At 65.0% G+C, this 18,743-nt stretch carries 18 protein-coding genes; 8 read left to right on the top strand and 10 right to left on the bottom strand.

Annotated elements, in window-relative coordinates; translation table 11 throughout:
- Nucleotides 1-25: 25 nt before the first annotated feature.
- Together HAP47_RS28940 and HAP47_RS28935 are read right to left on the bottom strand one after the other, a co-directional pair.
- Entirely contained in the window at nt 26-1,537 is a 1,512-nt protein-coding gene (locus tag HAP47_RS28940; protein WP_173641668.1) for an acetyl-CoA acetyltransferase, read from the bottom strand.
- 143 nt (nt 1,538-1,680) lie between these two features.
- Nucleotides 1,681-2,814, bottom strand: a complete 1,134-nt coding sequence (locus HAP47_RS28935) for a nitronate monooxygenase (RefSeq protein WP_173641669.1) — start codon at nt 2,812-2,814, stop codon at nt 1,681-1,683.
- 279 nt (nt 2,815-3,093) lie between these two features.
- Here HAP47_RS28935 and yghU point away from each other — a divergent pair, with 279 nt between their 5' ends.
- Nucleotides 3,094-3,972 (top strand): glutathione-dependent disulfide-bond oxidoreductase, encoded by an 879-nt coding sequence (yghU, locus tag HAP47_RS28930; protein WP_173641670.1) that lies wholly within the window; start codon nt 3,094-3,096, stop codon nt 3,970-3,972.
- 99 nt (nt 3,973-4,071) lie between these two features.
- On the opposite strand, the gene HAP47_RS28925 is transcribed toward yghU, so the two are convergent.
- The 5 genes from HAP47_RS28925 to HAP47_RS28905 all read right to left on the bottom strand — a co-directional run bounded on the left by HAP47_RS28925 (nt 4,072) and on the right by HAP47_RS28905 (nt 8,051).
- A complete protein-coding gene (locus HAP47_RS28925; protein WP_173641671.1) occupies nt 4,072-4,347 on the bottom strand; it encodes a GNAT family N-acetyltransferase in 276 nt (91 codons plus the stop codon).
- A 9-nt stretch (nt 4,348-4,356) separates the two neighbouring features.
- Nucleotides 4,357-4,974 carry a flavin reductase family protein gene (locus HAP47_RS28920; protein WP_173641672.1) on the bottom strand — a complete coding sequence of 206 codons (618 nt, stop codon included), beginning with the start codon at nt 4,972-4,974 and terminating at the stop codon, nt 4,357-4,359.
- Between the two features lie 140 nt (nt 4,975-5,114).
- Nucleotides 5,115-6,389 carry an acyl-CoA dehydrogenase family protein gene (locus HAP47_RS28915; RefSeq protein WP_173641673.1) on the bottom strand — a complete coding sequence of 425 codons (1,275 nt, stop codon included), beginning with the start codon at nt 6,387-6,389 and terminating at the stop codon, nt 5,115-5,117.
- A gap of 176 nt (nt 6,390-6,565) precedes the next feature.
- The gene (locus HAP47_RS28910; protein ID WP_173641674.1) at nt 6,566-6,943 is read right to left on the bottom strand and encodes a VOC family protein; all 378 of its coding nucleotides are present in this window, start codon (nt 6,941-6,943) and stop codon (nt 6,566-6,568) included.
- 325 nt (nt 6,944-7,268) lie between these two features.
- Nucleotides 7,269-8,051, bottom strand: coding sequence for an SDR family NAD(P)-dependent oxidoreductase (locus tag HAP47_RS28905; RefSeq protein WP_173641675.1), 783 nt, complete (start codon nt 8,049-8,051; stop codon nt 7,269-7,271).
- 163 nt (nt 8,052-8,214) lie between these two features.
- Between HAP47_RS28905 and HAP47_RS28900 the strand changes: the two genes are divergently transcribed.
- Genes HAP47_RS28900 through HAP47_RS28890 form a run of 3 tightly spaced genes read left to right on the top strand, consistent with a single transcriptional unit; the run spans nt 8,215 to nt 10,368 of the window.
- The gene (locus HAP47_RS28900; protein ID WP_173641676.1) at nt 8,215-9,009 is read left to right on the top strand and encodes an enoyl-CoA hydratase/isomerase; all 795 of its coding nucleotides are present in this window, start codon (nt 8,215-8,217) and stop codon (nt 9,007-9,009) included.
- On the top strand, nt 9,006-9,992 hold the full coding sequence (locus HAP47_RS28895; protein ID WP_173641677.1) for a phosphotransferase family protein: 987 nt from the start codon (nt 9,006-9,008) through the stop codon (nt 9,990-9,992). The genes HAP47_RS28900 and HAP47_RS28895 overlap by 4 nt, the downstream gene beginning before the upstream one ends.
- Nucleotide 9,993: 1 nt before the next feature.
- Entirely contained in the window at nt 9,994-10,368 is a 375-nt protein-coding gene (locus tag HAP47_RS28890; protein WP_173641678.1) for a DUF6285 domain-containing protein, read from the top strand.
- A gap of 182 nt (nt 10,369-10,550) precedes the next feature.
- Here the strand turns inward: HAP47_RS28890 and HAP47_RS28885 are convergent, their stop codons facing one another.
- Nucleotides 10,551-11,330, bottom strand: a complete 780-nt coding sequence (locus tag HAP47_RS28885; RefSeq protein WP_173641679.1) for an enoyl-CoA hydratase-related protein — start codon at nt 11,328-11,330, stop codon at nt 10,551-10,553.
- Between the two features lie 220 nt (nt 11,331-11,550).
- On the opposite strand from HAP47_RS28885, the gene HAP47_RS28880 reads away from it, so the two are divergent.
- A complete protein-coding gene (locus HAP47_RS28880) occupies nt 11,551-12,825 on the top strand; it encodes an acyl-CoA dehydrogenase family protein (RefSeq protein WP_173641680.1) in 1,275 nt (424 codons plus the stop codon).
- 26 nt (nt 12,826-12,851) lie between these two features.
- Nucleotides 12,852-13,325 (top strand): GFA family protein, encoded by a 474-nt coding sequence (locus HAP47_RS28875; RefSeq protein ID WP_173641681.1) that lies wholly within the window; start codon nt 12,852-12,854, stop codon nt 13,323-13,325.
- Between the two features lie 63 nt (nt 13,326-13,388).
- Here HAP47_RS28875 and HAP47_RS28870 read toward each other — a convergent pair whose 3' ends face one another.
- The gene (locus HAP47_RS28870; RefSeq protein ID WP_173641682.1) at nt 13,389-14,969 is read right to left on the bottom strand and encodes a fatty acid--CoA ligase; all 1,581 of its coding nucleotides are present in this window, start codon (nt 14,967-14,969) and stop codon (nt 13,389-13,391) included.
- 245 nt (nt 14,970-15,214) lie between these two features.
- Complete coding sequence (locus HAP47_RS28865) at nt 15,215-16,090, bottom strand: SDR family oxidoreductase (protein ID WP_173641683.1); 876 nt, start codon at nt 16,088-16,090, stop codon at nt 15,215-15,217.
- Nucleotides 16,091-16,191: 101 nt separating this feature from the next.
- On the opposite strand from HAP47_RS28865, the gene HAP47_RS28860 reads away from it, so the two are divergent.
- Both HAP47_RS28860 and HAP47_RS28855 read left to right on the top strand, forming a co-directional pair.
- On the top strand, nt 16,192-17,004 hold the full coding sequence (locus HAP47_RS28860; RefSeq protein WP_173641684.1) for a crotonase/enoyl-CoA hydratase family protein: 813 nt from the start codon (nt 16,192-16,194) through the stop codon (nt 17,002-17,004).
- A gap of 129 nt (nt 17,005-17,133) precedes the next feature.
- Nucleotides 17,134-18,678, top strand: coding sequence for an acyl-CoA synthetase (locus HAP47_RS28855; protein ID WP_173641685.1), 1,545 nt, complete (start codon nt 17,134-17,136; stop codon nt 18,676-18,678).
- The last annotated feature ends 65 nt before the right edge of the window (nt 18,679-18,743 follow it).

Below are 18,743 nucleotides of genomic sequence, written 5' to 3'. Positions count from 1 at the left end.
GCCCGGCCATGACGGTGTTGGTGGTTCAAGCTACCCGCCATTCCCGCACGCCGTCACTGGCCGTGACGATGTCGCCCGTGGTGCCGACCGGCGTGCGGTCGAGGTTCTGCAGATACGTCAGCGTTGCCGTGTCGCTCGCCGGGATGCGGCCGAGCGTGCGGCGGCCGTCCTCGGTGCGCAGCATGGTGACGCCGTGCTCGACCTCGCCGTTGGCGCGATAGATCACGGTGAAGGCCTCGAGCTTGCCTTTCCCCGTCGCCTCCGCGGTGAAATCAGGCACGTTGCGGCGGTTGCGGTCGGCCTCCGCCTGCACGCTGGTGTCCTGATCGAGCGCGGCCGTCGGCGCGGCGCGCGACAGCACGAGGCCATGATGCTTGGTGACGAAGCCGCCCTGGCCGTAGAGCAGGCCGAGCGTGCCGCCGCCGCGCAGCTTGCGCACCATCGCGCAGGCCGAATGCGTCATGTAGGTGTTGAGCGGCGCGCCGAAGAACGTCAGCCCACCCGTCACGGTCGGCTGCACGTCGGCACCCAAGCCGAGCGTCCGGCGCGCCATCTTCGGCACGCAGGGGAAGCAGCTATAGAGCTCGATCGCGTCGAACTTCCGGCCGTCACCGCCGACGAGATCCATCACCGCCCTCAGCACCGCATTCTGCGCGTGGCTCTCGACGAACTGGTCGCGGATGAGGTAGTCGCGCGGCTCTTCGGCCGAGGCGCCGCCGAGCGGATAGATCAGCCTATCTTCCGGCACGCCGGCCGCGCGCGCTTTCGCCAGGCTGGTCAGGATCAGCGCGCCGCCCATGTTCACCGTCGGGTTCGCCACCATCAGCTTGGTGTATGGCCAGGCGATCATCCGGTTGTCGGGCGTCGCAGTCGTGATCTCGTCGCCGGTGAAGCGCTTCTTCAGCCAGGAGTTCGGATTGTCGGCGGCGACGCGCGCATAGGTCGACCACAGCTCGCCGGATTCCTTCAGCGCCTCGCGCGGCGTCTGGCCCCAATGCGCCGAGGTTGCGGACTCGTAGAGCGGATAGACCGTGATCGGCCGGAACACGCCGAGCGCAACGGCAAGCGGCTTCTGGAATGCGGCGCCGCGCTTCGGCTCCTCCACGTCGTGCGCGAACGGCGTCCACGGCAATTCGACGCCGGCGCGCTGCGCCTTGGTCGCCGTTGACTGCGCCTCCGCGCCGCAGACCGCGGCGACGCTGCATTCGCCGCGCGCGATGCGCTGCGCCGCCTCGTGCAGATAGCGGATCGGGCTCTCGCCGCCGACCGGGCCGTAGTAGAGGTGCGCGGGCGCGATGCCGAGCCGCTGCGCCAGCTGCTTCTCGGGATCGCGGTAACGCCAGCTCAGGAAGTTGACGACGTCGAGCGATTGCACGTCGGAGAGCAGCTTGGCGCCGCTATCCGCCTCGGCGCGCTTCAGCGCCTCTTCCAGCAGGGTAAGCGGCTCGAGGCCGGCGGCGATGTCCTTTGGACGATCGACGATCTCGCCGACGCCGACGATGACGGGAATGCGGTCTTCGGGGACGCTGTTTGACATTCTTGTTGTGCACTCTCTGCAGTATTGGGCTCGATGGTTGTTCTAGGCGTCATTGCGAGGAACGAAGTGACGAAGCAATCCATCCCTCCGCCGGGGCGAGATGGATTGCTTCGCTTCGCTCGCAATGACGGCGGGAAGGGCTATCACTCCGCCACCAGCGCGTTCATGTGCTCGACGGCCTCGACAAAGTCTTCCTTGAATTCCTGCACCACGGCGCCCGCCGACTTCACGCTATCGACCAGGCCGACGCCCTGGCCGACGAAATAGCTGACCAGATCGCGGGCCTTCTCGTTACCGGCCGCAGCCGCGCGGTCGATCGCGTTGAAGGCGTCGCGGCTGATGATGCTTTGCAGCGGCATCGGCAGCGCGCCGGGGCTGTCCGGCGAGCGGTCCCAGGCGTCGGTCCAGACCGAGCGGAGCTGCCGCGCCGGCTTGCCGGTGCGCCCCTTCGAGCGGATCGCGTCGCGCGAGGATGCCGCGATCATCTTCTCGCGGAAGATCTCCGAGGTCTCCGATTCCACCGTGGCAAGCCACACCGAGCCGGTCCACGCGCCGGCCGCACCCATCGCCATGCAGGCCGCCATCTGGCTTCCGGTCATGATGCCGCCGGCGGCGAGCACCGGCACGTCGCGGACCTTCCTGATCGCCTTGATCACCTCGGGCACCAGCACCATGGTCGAGACCTCGCCGCAATGGCCGCCGGCCTCGGTGCCCTGCGCAACCAGAATGTCGACGCCGGCCGCGACCTGGCGCAGCGCATGCTCCTTGGAGCCGACCAGCGCCGCGACCGGCACGCCGTGCCTTCGGCCCATTTCGATCATCGTCTTCGGCGGCACGCCGAGCGCGTTGGCGATCAGCCGGATCGGATGGCGGAACGAGACTTCGAGCAATTGCAGCGCAGTCTCGGCGTCGAATGGCTGCGGCTGGTTGTCGGCGACGTTTCGGCTGGTCAACTCGATGTCGTACTTCTTCAGCAGATTGCGGGTGAAGTCGCGATGCTCCTGCGAGACGCGCGCCTCGAGGCTCTTCCAGGTAACGTTCTTCTCGCCCGCGGTCGAGATGTTTTCCGGGATTAGTACGTCGATGCCGTAGGGCTTGCCGTCGACATGCGCGTCGATCCATTTCAGCTCCTGCTCCAGCGTCTCCGGCGAATGCGCGGTCGCGCCAAGCACGCCGAAGCCGCCGGCGCGGCTGACCGCCGCCACCACGTCGCGGCAATGGCTGAAGGCGAGCAGGGGGAAGTCGATTCCCAGCATGTCGCAGATCGGTGATTTCATGGGTTGGTTTTCTCCCGGCGGCTGCTTCTTGTGCTTGTTGGCATCAGCCCCTGCGACGCTAGCGCATGACAGTCAGCGAAGCCAAGCGGGTTTCGGCGATAGCGATCTTGCGTGCAGGCGCTGCTCAGCCGTTGCCCCTGCTGTGCATTCCGCAGGGTAGAAAAAGCAACGGCAAGGCTGGGCAAAGCGGAGCGCGCCCACCATCTAGTGCGAGCATGCGGGTGGGCACGACGGTCGCCGGCCCAGCCTTTGGAAAAACGTAAACCGGGAGCCAACGACGTGACTGACACCTCTGCCTACGAGCCGCCGAAAGTGTGGACCTGGAACAAGGAGAGCGGCGGACGCTTCGCCAGCATCAACCGGCCGATCGCCGGTCCGACCCATGACAAGGAATTGCCGGTCGGCCGTCATCCGCTGCAGCTCTACTCGTTGGCGACGCCGAACGGCGTCAAGGTCACCGTGATGCTGGAAGAGCTGCTCGCGGCCGGCCACAAGGACGCGGAATACGACGCCTGGCTGATCAAGATCGACGGCAACCAGTTCGGCAGCGGCTTCGTTGCGGTCAATCCGAATTCGAAGATCCCGGCCCTGATGGACCGCAGCGGGCCGGAGCCGATCCGGGTGTTCGAGTCGGGCTCGATCCTGGTCTACCTCGCGGAAAAGTTCGGCGTGTTCCTGCCGACCGATGTGAAGACCCGCGCGGAAACCTTCTCGTGGTTGTTCTGGCAGATGGGCTCGGCGCCTTATCTCGGCGGCGGCTTCGGGCACTTCTATGCCTATGCGCCGACCAAGATCGAATACGCCATCGATCGCTTTGCGATGGAGGTGAAGCGCCAGCTCGACGTGCTCGACCGCAGGCTCGCCGACAACGAGTATCTCGCGGGCAACGTTTACACCATCGCCGACATGGCGGTGTGGCCGTGGTACGGCAGCCTTGCCAAGGGCCTGCTCTACGGCGGCGGCGAATTCCTCTCGGTGCAGGATTACAAGAACGTGCAACGCTGGACCGACGCGATCGCGGCACGGCCCGCGGTGAAGCGCGGCCGCATGGTCAACCGCACCTGGGGCGAGCCGTCGAGCCAGCTCCACGAGCGCCATGACGCCGGCGATTTCGACACCAGGACGCAGGACAAGATCGGCGAACTGGCGGCGTCGTAGCTCCGCAGCTTGTAGGGCGGATTACCGAAGCGTAATCCGCCCTCATGCCCGGCAGATCGGCGGGTTACGCTGCGCAAACCCGCTCTGCGCATTGCCGCTTCACCTCAACAAATCGTCGTACTCCGGATGCTTCTTCATGAAGCCCTGGATGAACTCGCATTTCACGACGAGCTTGATGCCCTGCGCGCGGACGGCGTCGAGTGCCGCACGGGCGAGCTCGGAGCCGATGCCGCGGCCGCCGAGCTCCGGCGGCACCTCGGTATGAACCAGCGTGATCGTATCCGGCGTCTTGCGGTAGACCACGAAGGCGATTGCGCCATCGACGGTGAGTTCGAACCGGCTCTGTGCCGGGTTGTCGCGGAATGCGTCGGTCATTGTCTTGTCCTATTTCTTCTTTGCGCCCTCAGCTGCGGGAAACACCACGCGGTCGTCGGTGCGGCAGTAGCGATCGGCGAACATGCGGCCGATCGGGTGGTAGCGCTCCATGTGGACGCGCATCGCGTCACGATCCCACAAATCGTCGCGGATATGGAAGTGGATGCCTTCGCCCATGATCAGCTGGCGGTCGCCATTGACGTCGATCAGCTTCCAGGTCTTGCACTCCATCGCGAACGGCGCGTCGGCCAGCCAGGGCACCGCGATCTTGCTGGCGGGCGCGAGCTTGAGGCCGAGATATTCGGGTTCGCCGATTTCCGGCGGGAAGTCGCCCGAAGTCTCGTGCATCGCGCGCGCCAAGGCCTCGTCGGTCAGGTTGACCACGAACTCGCCCAGGCGCTGGATATTGACCAGCGTGTCCTTCTCGCGGCCGTCGGGCCTGCGGTTGACCGCGAACATGCAGAGCGGCGGATCCTCGCAGAACACGTTGAAGAACGAGAACGGCGCTGCGTTGACCACGCCGTCGGCGCTGAGGCTCGTCACCCAGGCGATCGGCCGCGGCAGCACGAAGGAGGTCAGCACCTTGTAGCGTTCGCGCTGGCTGAGGTCGCTTGGGGAATATTCCATGGGATGTCCGAAAACGTAGGGCGGGTTAGCGAAGCGTAACCCGCCGCGAGCGGACAAGAAAGCAAAAGGCGGGTTACGCTTGCGCTAACCCGCCTTACGATTTTGTTCGTCTCCCTGCACGCGGGCAGGAGACGACAAGCTTACGTCATGCTCAGCTCGTGGCGGCCGACCACCATCCAGTGGACCTCGTCCGGACCGTCGGCGAAGCGAAGATGGCGGACGTCCTGGTACATTTCGCCGAGCGGGGACCATTGCGAGATGCCGGTGGCGCCGTGCATCTGGATCGCCTGGTCGATCACCTTGCAGGCGCGCTCGGGGACCATGGCCTTGACCATCGAAACCCAGACGCGGGCTTCCTTGTTGCCGAGCACGTCCATCGCCTTGGCGGCCTTCAACACCATCAGCCGCATCGCCTCGATCTCGCAGCGCGCCTGGGCGATGATCTGCATGTTGCCGCCGAGATGGGCGATCTTCTTGCCGAACGCTTCGCGGGTGAGGCCGCGCTGCACCATCATGTCGAGCGCCTTCTCGGCCTTGCCGATGGTGCGCATGCAATGATGGATGCGGCCCGGGCCGAGGCGGACCTGCGAGATCTCGAAGCCGCGGCCTTCGCCGAGCAGCATGTTCTCCTTCGGCACCTTCACATTGTTGAAGCGCAGATGCATGTGGCCGCGCGGCGCGTGGTCATGGCCGAACACATGCATCGGGCCCAGGATTTCGACGCCGGGGGTGTCGATCGGCACCAGGATCTGCGACTGCTGCTTGCTCGGCGCCGCGTCGGGATTGGTCTTCACCATCACGATCATGATCTTGCAGCGCGGATCGCCGGCGCCGGAGATGTAATATTTCTCGCCGTTGATCACCCACTCGTCGCCGACCAGCTTTGCGGTGGTCGAGATGTTCTTGGCGTCGGAGGAGGCGACGTTCGGCTCGGTCATCGCATAGGCCGAGCGGATCTCGCCGTTGAGCAGCGGCTTCAGCCACTTCTCCTTCTGCGCCTTGGTGCCGACGCGCTCCAGCACTTCCATGTTGCCGGTGTCGGGCGCCGAGCAGTTCATCGTCTCGGAGGCCAGCGGGCTCTTGCCGAGTTCGGCGGCGATATAGGCGTAGTCGAGGTTGTTGAGGCCTTCGCCAGTTTCGGCATCGGGCAGGAAGAAGTTCCAGAGGCCGACTTCCTTCGCCTTGTTCTTGGCCTTCTGCAGAATCGCGAGCTGCTCGTCCGTGAAGCTCCAGCGGTTGGTCTTCTTCTCGCCGGCGCGATAGAACTCGACCGACATCGGGTCAACCGTGTCGCGGATGAACTGCTTCACATGGTCGTAGAGCGGGCGGACCTTTTCCGACATCCGGAGGTCGTTGAGCTCGTCGCCCGGATTGAGCGTGTAGTTCGTGGTGCGCGGCACATAGGCATGCTTCATTGTCGTTTCTCCCGTCGCGTAGGCGTGTTTCGCGGCGGACAATAAACGCGTGCGACGCGAAGCGCGAGCACCGATTTTCCGATCATCCCTACCGCATCGCGGAATATCGCGACGGCGTTTCAAACGTTGTTTGAACGCCGCCGCGCACAGCGTGAAAAGATTCTGGCGGACGCCGTTTAGGTCATCCGATGCATTGCGCAGATCTTGTTGCCGTCGAGGTCGCGCAAATAGGCGAGGTAGAGCTTGATGCCATTGCCTTCGCGCACGCCCGGCGGGTCCTCGCAGCTCTTGCCGCCATTGGCGACGCCGGCCGCGTGCCAGGCCTCGACCTGCTCCGGCGAAGAGCAGGCGAAGCCGATCGTGCCCCCATTGGCGTGCGTCGCCGGTTCGCCGTTGATCGGCTTGGAAACCATGAAAATGCCGGCCTTGGTGAGGTACATGATGCGGTGACCGTCGACGCGAGCCGGCCGGACATCGAGCGTGCCAAGCAGCGCGTCATAGAACGACTTGGCCTTGTCCAGATCGTTGGTGCCGACCATCACGTGTGAAAACATCTGAAATATCCTCCCTGTTGTTGACGAAAGCCGCCTTGTCGCGTGCTTGTCGCTCGAACGCTTAGCAGCAGTCTTGCCGCGACGGAAGCGATGCTGCGTCGCGCCGGGACGACGGCAGAATTTGAGACGTGCAGGGGTGCATCAAAACTTGCACCACACACTCGCCGTCGTCCCGGGCAAGCGCAGCGCGACCCGGGACCCATAACCACCGTTGCTCATTGCGTTGCGACGCTGTGGCCCCAGCTTGCTTCAACAACGGCGTCCTGTGGTTATGGGTCCCGGCCTTCGCCGGGACGACGGCGGTGAATGTGGCGGCCGCAGAAACTCAAAACGCCGTGTACCCGCCGTCGATTACAAAGCAGTCCGCCGTATGATAGGACGACGCCTTGCTCATGAGGTAGACGGCGATGCCGCCGAAATCGCTCGGCTCGCCGAAGCGGCGTACCGGGATGCGCGGCATCACATTGGCGACGAACTTGTCGTTGGCCATGATGCCGGCGGTCATGTCGCTCTTGATCCAGCCGGGCAGGATCGCATTCGCGGTGACGCCGTGGCGGGCGAGCTCGACGGCGAGCGCGCGGCACAGCGCGTTCAGCGCGGCCTTGGTGCCGGCATAGTGCTCGTTGCGCGCGGTGCCGAACAGCGAGGCGAGGCTCGAGGTCGCGACCAGCCGGCCGAACTTGTCACCGGCCTCGGAACGCTCGGTCATGTGACGTGCGGCAGCCTGGAATACGTGAAACACGCCATCGAGATTGGTCGCGAACATCCTGCGCCATTCCTCCTCGGTGCGGTCGATGAAGGAGCGGCGTCCGCCGCCGCCGATGCCGGCATTGGCGAAGCAGCCGTCGACGCGGCCGAAGGTGTCGAGCGTCGCCTTCATCGCGGTCTTGACCGAGCCGGGATCGGTGACGTCGCAGAATTGGGTTGCGACCTTGCCGGGTCCGGCCTTCATCGAGGCCGCGGCGTTGGCGTTTTTTTCCGCGTTGCGGCCCCAGATCGCGACGTTGCAGCCGGCGGCGTTCAGCGCCTGCGCGATGCCGAGGCCGATGCCGCCATTGCCGCCGGTGATGACAGCGACGCGGCCGGTGAGATCGAAGATGCCACTCATTGGGGTTTCCATTTGGTTTGGTGCGCGCTAATCACGCGTTCACGGATGGGCTTGCTGCCGACCATGGACAAGCCCGGCACAAAAATCAAATATGGGTCCAAATATAGGTCGGCCCATCGACCTACTGCGGTACCAACCGCCGCAGCAACGTAAAGAGGAAACCATGCAGTTCAAGCACGTCACGCTCGACTTCGACGGATCGGTCGCGATCCTCAAGCTCGACCATCAGGAAGTCATGAACGCGGTCTCGATCGACATGCTGGGCGGCCTTGCCGAGGCGCTCGATGCGATCGACGACAAGCGCGACGAGGTGCGCTGCCTGGTGATCACCGGTGCGGGCCGCGCCTTCTGTACCGGCGCCAATCTGCAGGGCCGCAACCAGCAGCAGAAGCCCGGCAAGAGCAACGCCGGCGCAGCACTGGAGACCGCGTTCCACCCGTTCCTGCGCCGATTGCGTAAGCTGCACTGTCCGATCGTGACGGCGGTGAACGGTCCGGCCGCCGGCGCCGGCATGAGCTTCGCGCTGATGGGCGACCTCATCCTGTGCGCGCGCTCGTCCTATTTCCTGCAGGCGTTCCGCCGCATCGGCCTGGTGCCGGATTGCGGCTCGACCTGGCTGCTGCCGCGGCTGATCGGCAAGGCGCGCTCGGTCGAGCTGTCGCTGCTCGGCGAGCGGCTGCCGGCCGAGAAGGCGCTGGAATGGGGCCTCGTCAACCGCGTCTATGACGACGGCGCGCTGATGGAGGAGACCATGAAGCTGGCGCACGATCTCGCCAACGGCCCGACCGTCGCGCTGTCGCTGATCCGCAAGCTCTATTGGGACAGTCCGGAAAACACCCTCGAGGATCAGCTCAATCTTGAATTCGAGTCACAGCGGATCGCTGGCCGCGCCGAGGACTTCAAGGAAGGTGTCACCGCGTTCCTCGAGAAGCGGCCGGCGAAGTTCAAGGGCAAATGATCGAGACCGAGCTCACCCGCTGCGTCGCCTCGTTTCTGCCAGGCGCGACCGGCGTCGCCGGTGCCGCAAAGCTCTCTGGCGGTGCCAGCCAGGAGACCTGGACGTTCGACATCGTGCACCCGAACGGCACTATCGGCGCGATCCTGCGCCGCGCGCCGCCGGGCTACGGTGCCGCGCCGGGCCGCGCCGCCGGCCTCGATGCGGAGGCGACGCTGATGCGGCTCGCGCATGACGCGGGCCTGCCGTCGCCGAAGGTGATGCATGTGCTGAGGCCGGAGGACGGCCTTGGCCGCGGCTTCATCATGGCGCGGGTCGAGGGCGAGACCATCGCGCGCAAAATTTTGCGCGATGAGGAATTTGCCAGGGCGCGGCCGATCCTGGCGCGCCAGCTCGGCCGCGTCATCGCCGGCATCCATGGCCTGCCCCAGGCCAAACTGCCACAGCTACGCAGCCTGACCGCGACCAAGGAGATCGAGGATCTCGCCCGTGAATATCACAGCTTCAACTGGCCGCGGCCGGTGTTCGAACTGGCGCTGCGCTGGTTGCGCGATCACGATCCCGGTCCGTCGTCCGAGGTGACGCTGGTGCATGGCGATTTCCGCCACGGCAATCTGATCATCGGCCCCGACGGGGTGCGCGCGGTGCTCGACTGGGAGCTCGCGCATACCGGCGATCCCATGGAAGACCTCGGCTGGATTTGCGTCAACTCCTGGCGCTTCGGCGAGATCGACAAGCCGGTCGGCGGCTTCGGCTCCCGCGAGGACCTGTTCGTGGGTTATGCGGAAGCCGGCCGCAAGGTCGATCCCGACCGCGTGAAGTTCTGGGAAGTGATGGGCACGCTGCGCTGGGGTGTGATGTGCTGCGGCATGATGCAGCGCTTCCGCCTGGGCCCCGATCACTCGATGGAGCGCGCGATGATCGGGCGCCGCGCGTCGGAGACCGAGATCGATCTGCTTAGGTTACTCGTACCGAGAGGTCGTTGAGATGCAGGACGAACCGACACCCACCGAACTGATCAAGGCCGTCGCTGATTTCCTGCGCAACGAGATCGCGCCTGCGATCAAGGGGCACAATAGCTTCAAGCTGCGGGTCGGCATCAACGCACTCGATCTGGTGACGCGGCAGCTCGCGCTTGCCGAGGCCGGCGATGCCACCGAGGCCGCGCGGCTGAAGGCGCTTGTCGGCGCGGACGGCACGCTGATGGAGCTGAACCGCGTGCTGTCGGAGAAAATCGCACGCGGCGACGTCGATTTGAAGACGCCGGGGTTATCGGAGCATCTCTGGCAGACGACGATGGACAAGCTCGCCGTCGATCAGCCGAACTACGCGTCCTACAAGAGGGAGTTGGGAAATAAGTAGGATGGGTAGAGCGAAGCGAAACCCATCATGGCACGCGGCAGACGTCGATGGGTTTCGCTGCGCTCTACCCATCTTACGAAGTGCGCGTCATTGCGAGGAGCGAAGCGACGAAGCAATCCACATCTCTGCGCTTGGCGAGATGGATTGCGTCGCTTCGCTCGCAATGACGCGGGAGAGAGCTGTTACCGCCCCAGCCACTTCGGCGGGCGCTTCTCCGAAAACGCCTTCGGGCCCTCGATATAATCCTGCGAGGCGGCCATCGCCTTCACCGCCGGATAGTCGCGCTGCTCGGCCAGCGCCTGCTCGAGCGAGACTTCGAGTCCCTTCTGGATCGCCTGCTTGGAGGCGCGGATCGACATCGGCGAGTTCTTGGCGATGGTCTCGGCCCAGCGCTCGGCGGCGGCCAGCGCCTCGCCTTGCGGCACCACCTCGTTGACGAAGCCGAGCTCGAGACCTTCCTTGGCACTGACATGGCGAGCGGTCAGGATCATGCCCATGGCGCGCTTCAGCCCGATCTGGCGCGGCAACCGCTGCAGGCCGCCGGCAAGCGCCGCGAGGCCGACGCGCGGCTCGGGCAGGGCGAAGGTCGCATTCTCCGATGCGATGATCAGGTCGCAGGCCAGCGCGACCTCGAAGCCGCCGCCCATCGCGACGCCGTTGACGGCGGCGATGATCGGCTTGTCGCAGTCGAAGCGGGTGGTGAGGCCGGCGAAGCCGCCCTTGTCCCAGCCGCGCTTGCCGCCCGCGGCCTGCCATTTCAGGTCGTTGCCGGCGCAGAACGCCTTGTCGCCGGCGCCGGTGACGATCGCGACCCACTGCTCGGGATCGGCGGAGAAGTCGTCGAACACCTTGTTGAGCTCGAAATGCGCGTCGATATGCAGCGCGTTATAAACCTCGGGCCGCGACAGCGTCACGATGGTGATGGGACCCTTGCGCGTCACCTTGGAGAATTTCAGATCCATGTTTGCTCCCGTCGATTTTCTGCGGCGAAGAATATGGCTGATATCCTACCGCCTGCGCGTCGTTCCGTGCCATCCAATTACGCAACGCGACCGCGCGCGCAAGCCTCATCGGCCTGCTTGACTTGGCCACGCGCTTCTCACCTTAATCGATCCGAACGCGCCTGCGCGATAGCGCCTAAACGCAAAACCAGAATCAACAATATTTTCGGGAGTGACCGCCTTGGATTTCAACCTGCCGGCTGACCTGACTGCCTATCTCGCCGAGCTCGATCGCTTCATCGAACGCGAGATCAAGCCGCTGGAAGCGGCTGACGACAACATCCGCTTCTTCGATCACCGCCGCGAATGGGCGCGCACCGATTTCGACAAGGGCGGCCTGCCGCGCCATGAATGGGAGCTCTTGCTGCGCAAGGTCAAGAACCTGGCCGATGCCGCGGGCCATCTGCGCTTCGCGATCCCGAAGCGCTACGGCGGCAAGGACGGCTCCAATCTCTGGATGGCTGTCATCCGCGAGCATTTTGCCTCGAAAGGTCTCGGCCTGCACAACGATCTGCAGAACGAGCACTCGATCGTCGGCAATCTGCCGATCGTGACCATGCTCGACCGCTATGGAACCGACGAGCAGAAGGCGATGATCGACGGCTCGATCACCGGCAAGTACCGCATCACGTTCGGTCTGACCGAGCCCGAGCATGGCTCCGACGCCACGCATATGGAAACCAGGGCGGTGCCGGCGACGCGCGACAACGTCAAGGGCTGGATCATCAATGGCGAGAAGATGTGGACCACCGGCATGCATGTCGCGACGCACTGCGCGCTGTTTGCCCGCACCTCCGGCAATGACGGCGACGCGCGCGGCATCTCCTGCTTCCTGGTGCCGGCGAAATCGGCGGGCGTGAAGGTTGAGGAATATATGTGGACCTTCAATATGCCGACCGATCATCCGCGGGTCAGCTTCACCGACGTGTTCGTGCCTGAGGATGCGCAGTTCGGCGAGGTCGGCCGCGGCTTGTCGCTGGCGCAATGCTTCGTGCACGAGAACCGGATTCGCCAGGCGGCGAGCTCGCTCGGCGCTGCGGTCTATTGCATCAACGAGAGCGTGAAATATGCCCGCGAGCGCAAGCCGTTCGGCAAGGCGCTGGCCGAGAACCAGGCGATCCAGTGGCCGCTGGTCGAGCTTGCGACCCAGGCCGAGATGCTGCGGCTGTTGATCCGCAAGACCGCCTGGGAGATGGACCAGCTGACCCAGGCGCAGGTCGAGCACACGCTGTCGGACAGGGTCTCGATGTGCAATTTCTGGGCAAACCGCCTGTGCTGCGAGGCCGCCGACCGCGCGATGCAGGTGCATGGCGGCATGGGCTATTCGCGCCACAAGCCGTTCGAGCACATCTATCGCCATCACCGCCGCTATCGTATCACCGAGGGCAGCGAGGAAATCCAGAAGCGCAAGGTGGCAGGCTTCCTGTTCGGCTACATGGGCGCCGGCAAGCATTGAGGCGTTAACCGGGGAGGCGGCACGAGATGGAAGGTGGGTGCACCTGCAGGAACGTCCGCTACCGCCTCATCGGCAGGCCGCTGATCGTGCATGCCTGCCATTGCACATGGTGCCAGCGGGAGACCGGCACCGTGCACGCGCTCAACGCGATGTACGAGGCCGAGCGGGTCGAGCACATTGCGGCCGAGCCCGAGATCGTGGACACGCCGTCGGCGAGCGGCAAGGGACAGAAGATCGCGCGCTGCCCGCGCTGCAAGGTCGCGGTCTGGAGCAATTATCCGGGCTCGGGAGCGGCGGTGCGCTTCGTCCGCGTCGGCACGCTCGATGATCCCAGCCAGTGCCCGCCTGATGTCCACATCTTCACGTCGTCCAAGCAGCCCTGGGTCACATTCCCGCCGAGCGCCAAGGTGTTCGCCGAATATTACGATCGGAGAGACATCTGGCCGGAGGAAGCGCAGGAGCGCTGGCGCGTCCTGCGGGAGAGAATGAAGAAGACGTGATGCGCGGCTCTCTCTCCATCGTCGTCCCGGCTCGCGCTTCGCTTGGCCGGGACGACAGGGGAGCTAATTCACCTGCCGGTCCTTGCCCGCCCAATACGGTTCACGCAGGCTCCGCCGCAGGATCTTGCCTGACGGGTTGCGCGGCAGCGCCGGGATGAAGTCGACCGATTTCGGCGTCTTGTAGCCGGCGATCCGCTCGCGGGTGAAGTTGATGATGTCGGTGGCCGTCGCGCTCTTGCCCGGCTTCATCACCACCACCGCCTTCACCGCCTCGCCCCACTTTTCGTCGGGAATGCCGATCACGGCGGCTTCCGCGACGTCCGGGTGATCGCACAGCGCGCTCTCGACTTCGGCCGGGTAGATGTTCTCGCCGCCGGAGATGATCATGTCCTTGATGCGGTCGTGGATGTAGAGATAACCGTCACTGTCCATGTAGCCGGCATCGCCGGTGCGCAGCCAGCCGTCGCTATCGATCGTGCGCGCGGTGGCCTCGGGCAGATTCCAGTAGCCGGCCATGTTGGAGCCGGAGCGGGTGGCGATCTCGCCGACTTCGCCCGGCGGCAGCGGCTTGCCATCCGGATCGAGGATCGCAAGCTCGATGCCGGGCAGCGCCTTGCCGGCGGAGCGCATGCGGTCGAGCCCCTCGACGTGATCCTCCGGCGGGAGCGCGACGATGGTCCCGGTGGTCTCGGTCATGCCGTACATCTGCACGAAGCCGCATTTGAAGACCTCGATGCACTCCTTCAGCAGCGCCGCCGGGATCGGGGAGGCGCCGTAGAGCATGTATTTCAGGCGCGAGAAGTCGACCTGCTGCGCGCGCGGCTGCCGCACCACGAACTGCATCGCGGCCGGCACCATGAACAGCTTGGTGATGCCGGACTGCTCGAAGAAGTCGAGCACCTTGGTTGGGTCGAACTCGCGCGCGATCACGCCGCGGGCGCCATGATAGAGCCCCATCACGCCCCAGCCGGAGCCGCCGATGTGGAAGATCGGCATCGCGACCAGCGAGACGTCGTCGGTGGTCCACCGGTTCCATTCCGGCTTTTCGGCCTCGTTGCCGCTCTGCACCAGATTGAGGAAGTTGGCGTGCGACAGCATCGCGCCCTTCGGCTTGCCCGTGGTGCCCGAGGTGTAGAGCTGGATCGCGATGTCCTTGGGCTCGATCGCGACGCGCGGGTCGTCGCCGCTCTGCGCGTCGCGCCAGGCGAGATAGTCGGGCCATTCCGGCGCACCGCCCTCGGTCGTGATGACGGTGCGGACGCTGGGCAGCTTGTCCCTGATGTTGCGCGCCTGCGTGATGAATTCGGGGCCAACGAACAGGACGGGAGCCTTGCAGTCGTCGACGATGAAGGCGACCTCGGGGCCTGCGAGGCGCCAGTTCACCGGTGCCATCACCACGCCGGCTTTCATCGCACCCATCAGCAATTCGAAATAGAAGTCGCTGTTCTTGCCGAGATAGGCGATCCGCTCGCCCTTCTTGATGCCCATCGCGAGCAGCGCGTTGGCGACGCGGTTGGTGTTGGTGTCGAATTCGGCGAAGGAGGTCTGCCGGCCCTCGAACTCATAGGCCAGCGCATCGCCGCGGCTTGCAGCGCGGTCGCGCACCATGTCGGCGAGGTTGCTCAGTTTCGGCGCGTCGGACATGTTTCCCCCGTGACATCTTGCTTTGGTTGCGCGGAGTGTGGCGGCATCGCGCGGGAAAAACAATACGGGGACTGGTGCACGATCCATCCACACAGTCGTCCCGGGCAAGCGAAGCGCGACCCGGGACCCATAACCACGAATGTGGATTGTGGCGCGACGCTGGGGCCCCAGCGAGCTCAGCGATGAGGAGCGGTGGTTATGGGTCCCGGCCTTCGCCGGGACGACAGTGGTGGTTGAGGCGGGCGTCAGCCCCGCGCAGCGCGATCCTTCTCGTTCTGCGCCTTGATCGAATCGCGCGCCTTGGTCCAGTCGTCGTCGCTCCAGTCGCGCAGCTGATAGAAATTGCCGCCCATCGCGAGCGCCTGAGCGCCGTCCATGGCGATGGTTTCGCCGTTGATCCAGTCGCAGCCGCCGGAGATCAGGAACACGGCGAGGTTCTGCAACTCCTCGATGGTGCCGACGCGGCCCATCGGGTTCATCGCCTTGGTGCGCGCGCCGGCCTCGTCGCCGGGCTTGATGCGCTTGCTCATGCCCTCGGTCGGAATCTCGCCGGGCGCGATGGTGTTGAGGCGGATGCCGTGACGGCCCCATTCGACCGCGAGCGACATGGTCATGGCGTGGATCGCCGACTTGCTCATCGCCGACGGCACCACATAGGGCGAGCCGTTGCGCACCCAGGTCACGGTGATCGACACCACGTTGCCGCGATGTCCGCCGGCGATCCAGCGCCGGCCTACCGCATGCGTCACGTAGAAGGTGCCGTGCATCACGATGTTGGCCACTGCGTCGAACCCTCGCGCGGAGAGCTCTTCCGAGCGCGAGATGAAATTGCCGGCGGCGTTGTTGATGAGATCCGTAAGGGGGCCGCTGGTGGTCCAGATCGCCTCAATCATCTCGTCGACCGCCATCGCATTGCGGATGTCGACGCCGTGGCTGACCACGCGTCCGCCATGCTCGGCCATCAGCTCGGTGGCGGTCTCGTCGCAAACGCTCTTGCGGCGGCCGCAGATATGCACCTCGGCCCCGAGTTGCAGGAACCGCGAAGCCATGGCCTTGCCAAGGCCGGTGCCACCACCGGTTACCAGTATGCGCCGCCCGGCAAGAAGCTGATCAGAGAACATCGTTTCCTCCACGGGGGTTGTCAGTTAATTGGTCGATTGACTAAAAGCGGACAACGGCCTTTGTGTAAAGCGCCAACTCAAGGAACAAAGCGGAGGGAATGATGGAAGATCGCGTTTCGATATCGATTTCAGACGGTATCGCCGATGTCCGCTTGGTGCGGGCGGACAAGATGAACGCGCTCGATGCCGCGATGTTCGAGGCATTGGTCGCCGCAACCGACCGGCTTTCCACGGAAAAAGGCGTCCGGGTCGTCGTGCTCTCCGGCGAGGGACGGGCCTTCTGCGCCGGCCTGGACATGGGCCGGTTCGCTGCCATGAAGGACGGCGGTAACGGAGTGCCGGGCGGCGAGAGCCGCGACCTCACGATCCGCACCCATGGCAAAGCCAATTTCGCGCAGCAAGCGGTCTGGGGCTGGCGCCAGCTTCCGGTGCCCGTGATCGCCGCGGTCCACGGCGTCGCGTTCGGCGGTGGCTTCCAGCTCGCGCTCGGCGCCGACATGCGCTTCCTGTCACCAGATGCGCGGATGTCGATCATGGAGATCAAGTGGGGCCTCGTCCCCGACATGGCCGGCACGCCAATCCTCGCGAGCCTCGTGCGCGACGATATCCTGCGCGAGCTCACCTATACCGGCCGGATCTTCTCGGCGCAGGAAGCCCAGAGCTACGGCCTCGCCACCCGCATCTGTGACGATCCGCGCGCGGCCGCGCTCGAAGTCGCGCGCGAGATCGCCGGCAAGAGCCCGGATGCGATCCGTGCGGCCAAGCGGATGCTGAACAATCTGTCGGTCGATCCGGCCGCCGCGCTGCTTGCGGAATCCGTCGAGCAGCAGAAGCTGCTCGGCAGCCCGAACCAGACCGAATCCGTGCGCGCCAATCTGGAGAAGCGGGCGCCGAGGTTTGCGGATGCGGGGTAACTGTCACGCCGTCATTCCGGGATGGTGCGTTAGCACCAGACCCGGAGTCTCGAAATTCCGGGTTCGCGCTCTGCGCCCCCCGGAATGACGACCTAACTTCCAACCCGACGACAGATCGGACAGCGACAAATGGAAACGTCCCAACCCTTCCTTGGCATCATCAGCGGCGGCCGCCGGCGCGATCACGCTGCGGTGGCCGAGCGTACCGACCGCATTGCCAGCGGCCTGAACAAGCTCGGCGTCAAGCCGGGCGACAGCGTCTGCATGCTGATGCGCAACGACATCGCCTTCATCGAGGCTGCCTATGCGGCGATGCGGCTCGGCGCCTATGGGGTGCCGATCAACTGGCACTTCAAGCCGGAGGAGATCAACTACGTGCTGACGGATTCCGGCACGCGCGTCCTGATCGGCCATGCCGATATGCTGCAGCCGCTGCGCGGCGCGATCCCGCCCGATGTCACCGTGCTCAGCGTGCCGACGCCCCCGGAAATCCTCGTCAACTACAAGATCAATCCCGATCATCTCGCGACACCGGATTTCGCGATCGATTTCGAATCCTGGCTGGCGCAGTTCCCGCGCTATGACGGCCCTGTGGTGCCGCAACCGCAGAACATGATCTACACCTCGGGCACGACAGGCCATCCGAAGGGCGTGCGTCGCTTCGCGCCGACGCCGGAGCAGACCGCCAATGCGGAGGCGATGCGCGGGATGATCTACGGCCTGCGGCCGGGGGCACGCGCGATCCTGCCGGGGCCGCTCTACCATTCGGCGCCGAATTCCTTCGGGCTGCGTTCGGGCAAGCTCGGCGGCGTGCTGGTGCTGATGCCGCGTTTCGATGCGGAGGAATTTCTGCAGCTGATCGAGCGCGAAAAGATCGACACCATCTTCATGGTGCCGACGATGTTCATCCGCCTGATGAAGCTGCCGGAGGAGGTACGCCAGAAGTACGACATGTCGTCGCTCCGCCACATCATCCATGCCGCCGCGCCCTGTCCGCCCGACGTCAAGCGCGCCATGATCGAATGGTGGGGACCGGTGATCTACGAATTCTACGGATCGACCGAGTCGGGTGCGGTGACGTTCGCCAATTCCGAGGACGCGCTGAAGAAGCCCGGCACGGTCGGAAAGATCTCGCCCGGCGCCGAGCTTCGCTTCATCGGCGACGACGGCAAGGAGGTACCGCAGGGCCAGATCGGCGAGATCTATTCGCGGATCGCCGGCAATCCCGATTTCACCTATCACAACAAGTCGGAGAAGCGCGCCGAGATCGACCGCCAGGGATTCATCACCTCGGGCGACGTCGGCTATATCGACGCGGACGGCTACGTCTTCATCTGCGACCGCAAGCGCGACATGGTGATCTCGGGCGGCGTCAACATCTATCCGGCTGAGATCGAGGCCGTGCTGCATGCGGTGCCCGGTGTGCACGACTGCGCGGTATTCGGCATTCCCGACGCCGAGTTCGGCGAGGCTCTGATGGCGGTGGTCGAGCCGCAGCCGGGCGTCACGCTCGACATCGCCTCCGTCCGCGCCCAGCTCAGGACTGCGCTCGCCGACTACAAGGTGCCCAAGCACATCGAGATCCAGACCAATTTGCCGCGGGAGGACTCCGGAAAAATCTTCAAGCGCCGGCTGCGCGACCCGTATTGGGAGCGGGCGGGGCGGAGGATTTAGGCCACAATCCCGCCGTCGTCCCGGGCAAGCCAACGGGTCGGCGCAAAGCGCCGCCCAATGACAGG

Source organism: Bradyrhizobium sp. 41S5, from assembly GCF_011516665.3.
Classification (GTDB): Bacteria; Pseudomonadota; Alphaproteobacteria; order Rhizobiales; family Xanthobacteraceae; genus Bradyrhizobium; species Bradyrhizobium quebecense.
This window is presented reverse-complemented; position numbering and strand designations above follow the sequence as displayed.

What these genes read in the sequence shown, in the direction of transcription:
- HAP47_RS28875 (WP_173641681.1), top strand. Translation starts at nt 12,852, where the DNA reads ATGGAAGGTGGGTGCACCTGCAGGAACGTCCGCTACCGCCTCATCGGC.
- HAP47_RS28890 (WP_173641678.1), top strand. Translation starts at nt 9,994, where the DNA reads ATGCAGGACGAACCGACACCCACCGAACTGATCAAGGCCGTCGCTGAT.
- HAP47_RS28920 (WP_173641672.1), bottom strand. Translation starts at nt 4,974, where the DNA reads ATGGAATATTCCCCAAGCGACCTCAGCCAGCGCGAACGCTACAAGGTG.
- HAP47_RS28895 (WP_173641677.1), top strand. Translation starts at nt 9,006, where the DNA reads ATGATCGAGACCGAGCTCACCCGCTGCGTCGCCTCGTTTCTGCCAGGC.
- HAP47_RS28940 (WP_173641668.1), bottom strand. Translation starts at nt 1,537, where the DNA reads ATGTCAAACAGCGTCCCCGAAGACCGCATTCCCGTCATCGTCGGCGTC.
- HAP47_RS28860 (WP_173641684.1), top strand. Translation starts at nt 16,192, where the DNA reads ATGGAAGATCGCGTTTCGATATCGATTTCAGACGGTATCGCCGATGTC.
- HAP47_RS28855 (WP_173641685.1), top strand. Translation starts at nt 17,134, where the DNA reads ATGGAAACGTCCCAACCCTTCCTTGGCATCATCAGCGGCGGCCGCCGG.
- HAP47_RS28900 (WP_173641676.1), top strand. Translation starts at nt 8,215, where the DNA reads ATGCAGTTCAAGCACGTCACGCTCGACTTCGACGGATCGGTCGCGATC.
- HAP47_RS28925 (WP_173641671.1), bottom strand. Translation starts at nt 4,347, where the DNA reads ATGACCGACGCATTCCGCGACAACCCGGCACAGAGCCGGTTCGAACTC.
- HAP47_RS28915 (WP_173641673.1), bottom strand. Translation starts at nt 6,389, where the DNA reads ATGAAGCATGCCTATGTGCCGCGCACCACGAACTACACGCTCAATCCG.
- HAP47_RS28935 (WP_173641669.1), bottom strand. Translation starts at nt 2,814, where the DNA reads ATGAAATCACCGATCTGCGACATGCTGGGAATCGACTTCCCCCTGCTC.
- HAP47_RS28905 (WP_173641675.1), bottom strand. Translation starts at nt 8,051, where the DNA reads ATGAGTGGCATCTTCGATCTCACCGGCCGCGTCGCTGTCATCACCGGC.
- HAP47_RS28870 (WP_173641682.1), bottom strand. Translation starts at nt 14,969, where the DNA reads ATGTCCGACGCGCCGAAACTGAGCAACCTCGCCGACATGGTGCGCGAC.
- HAP47_RS28865 (WP_173641683.1), bottom strand. Translation starts at nt 16,090, where the DNA reads ATGTTCTCTGATCAGCTTCTTGCCGGGCGGCGCATACTGGTAACCGGT.
- HAP47_RS28910 (WP_173641674.1), bottom strand. Translation starts at nt 6,943, where the DNA reads ATGTTTTCACACGTGATGGTCGGCACCAACGATCTGGACAAGGCCAAG.
- HAP47_RS28885 (WP_173641679.1), bottom strand. Translation starts at nt 11,330, where the DNA reads ATGGATCTGAAATTCTCCAAGGTGACGCGCAAGGGTCCCATCACCATC.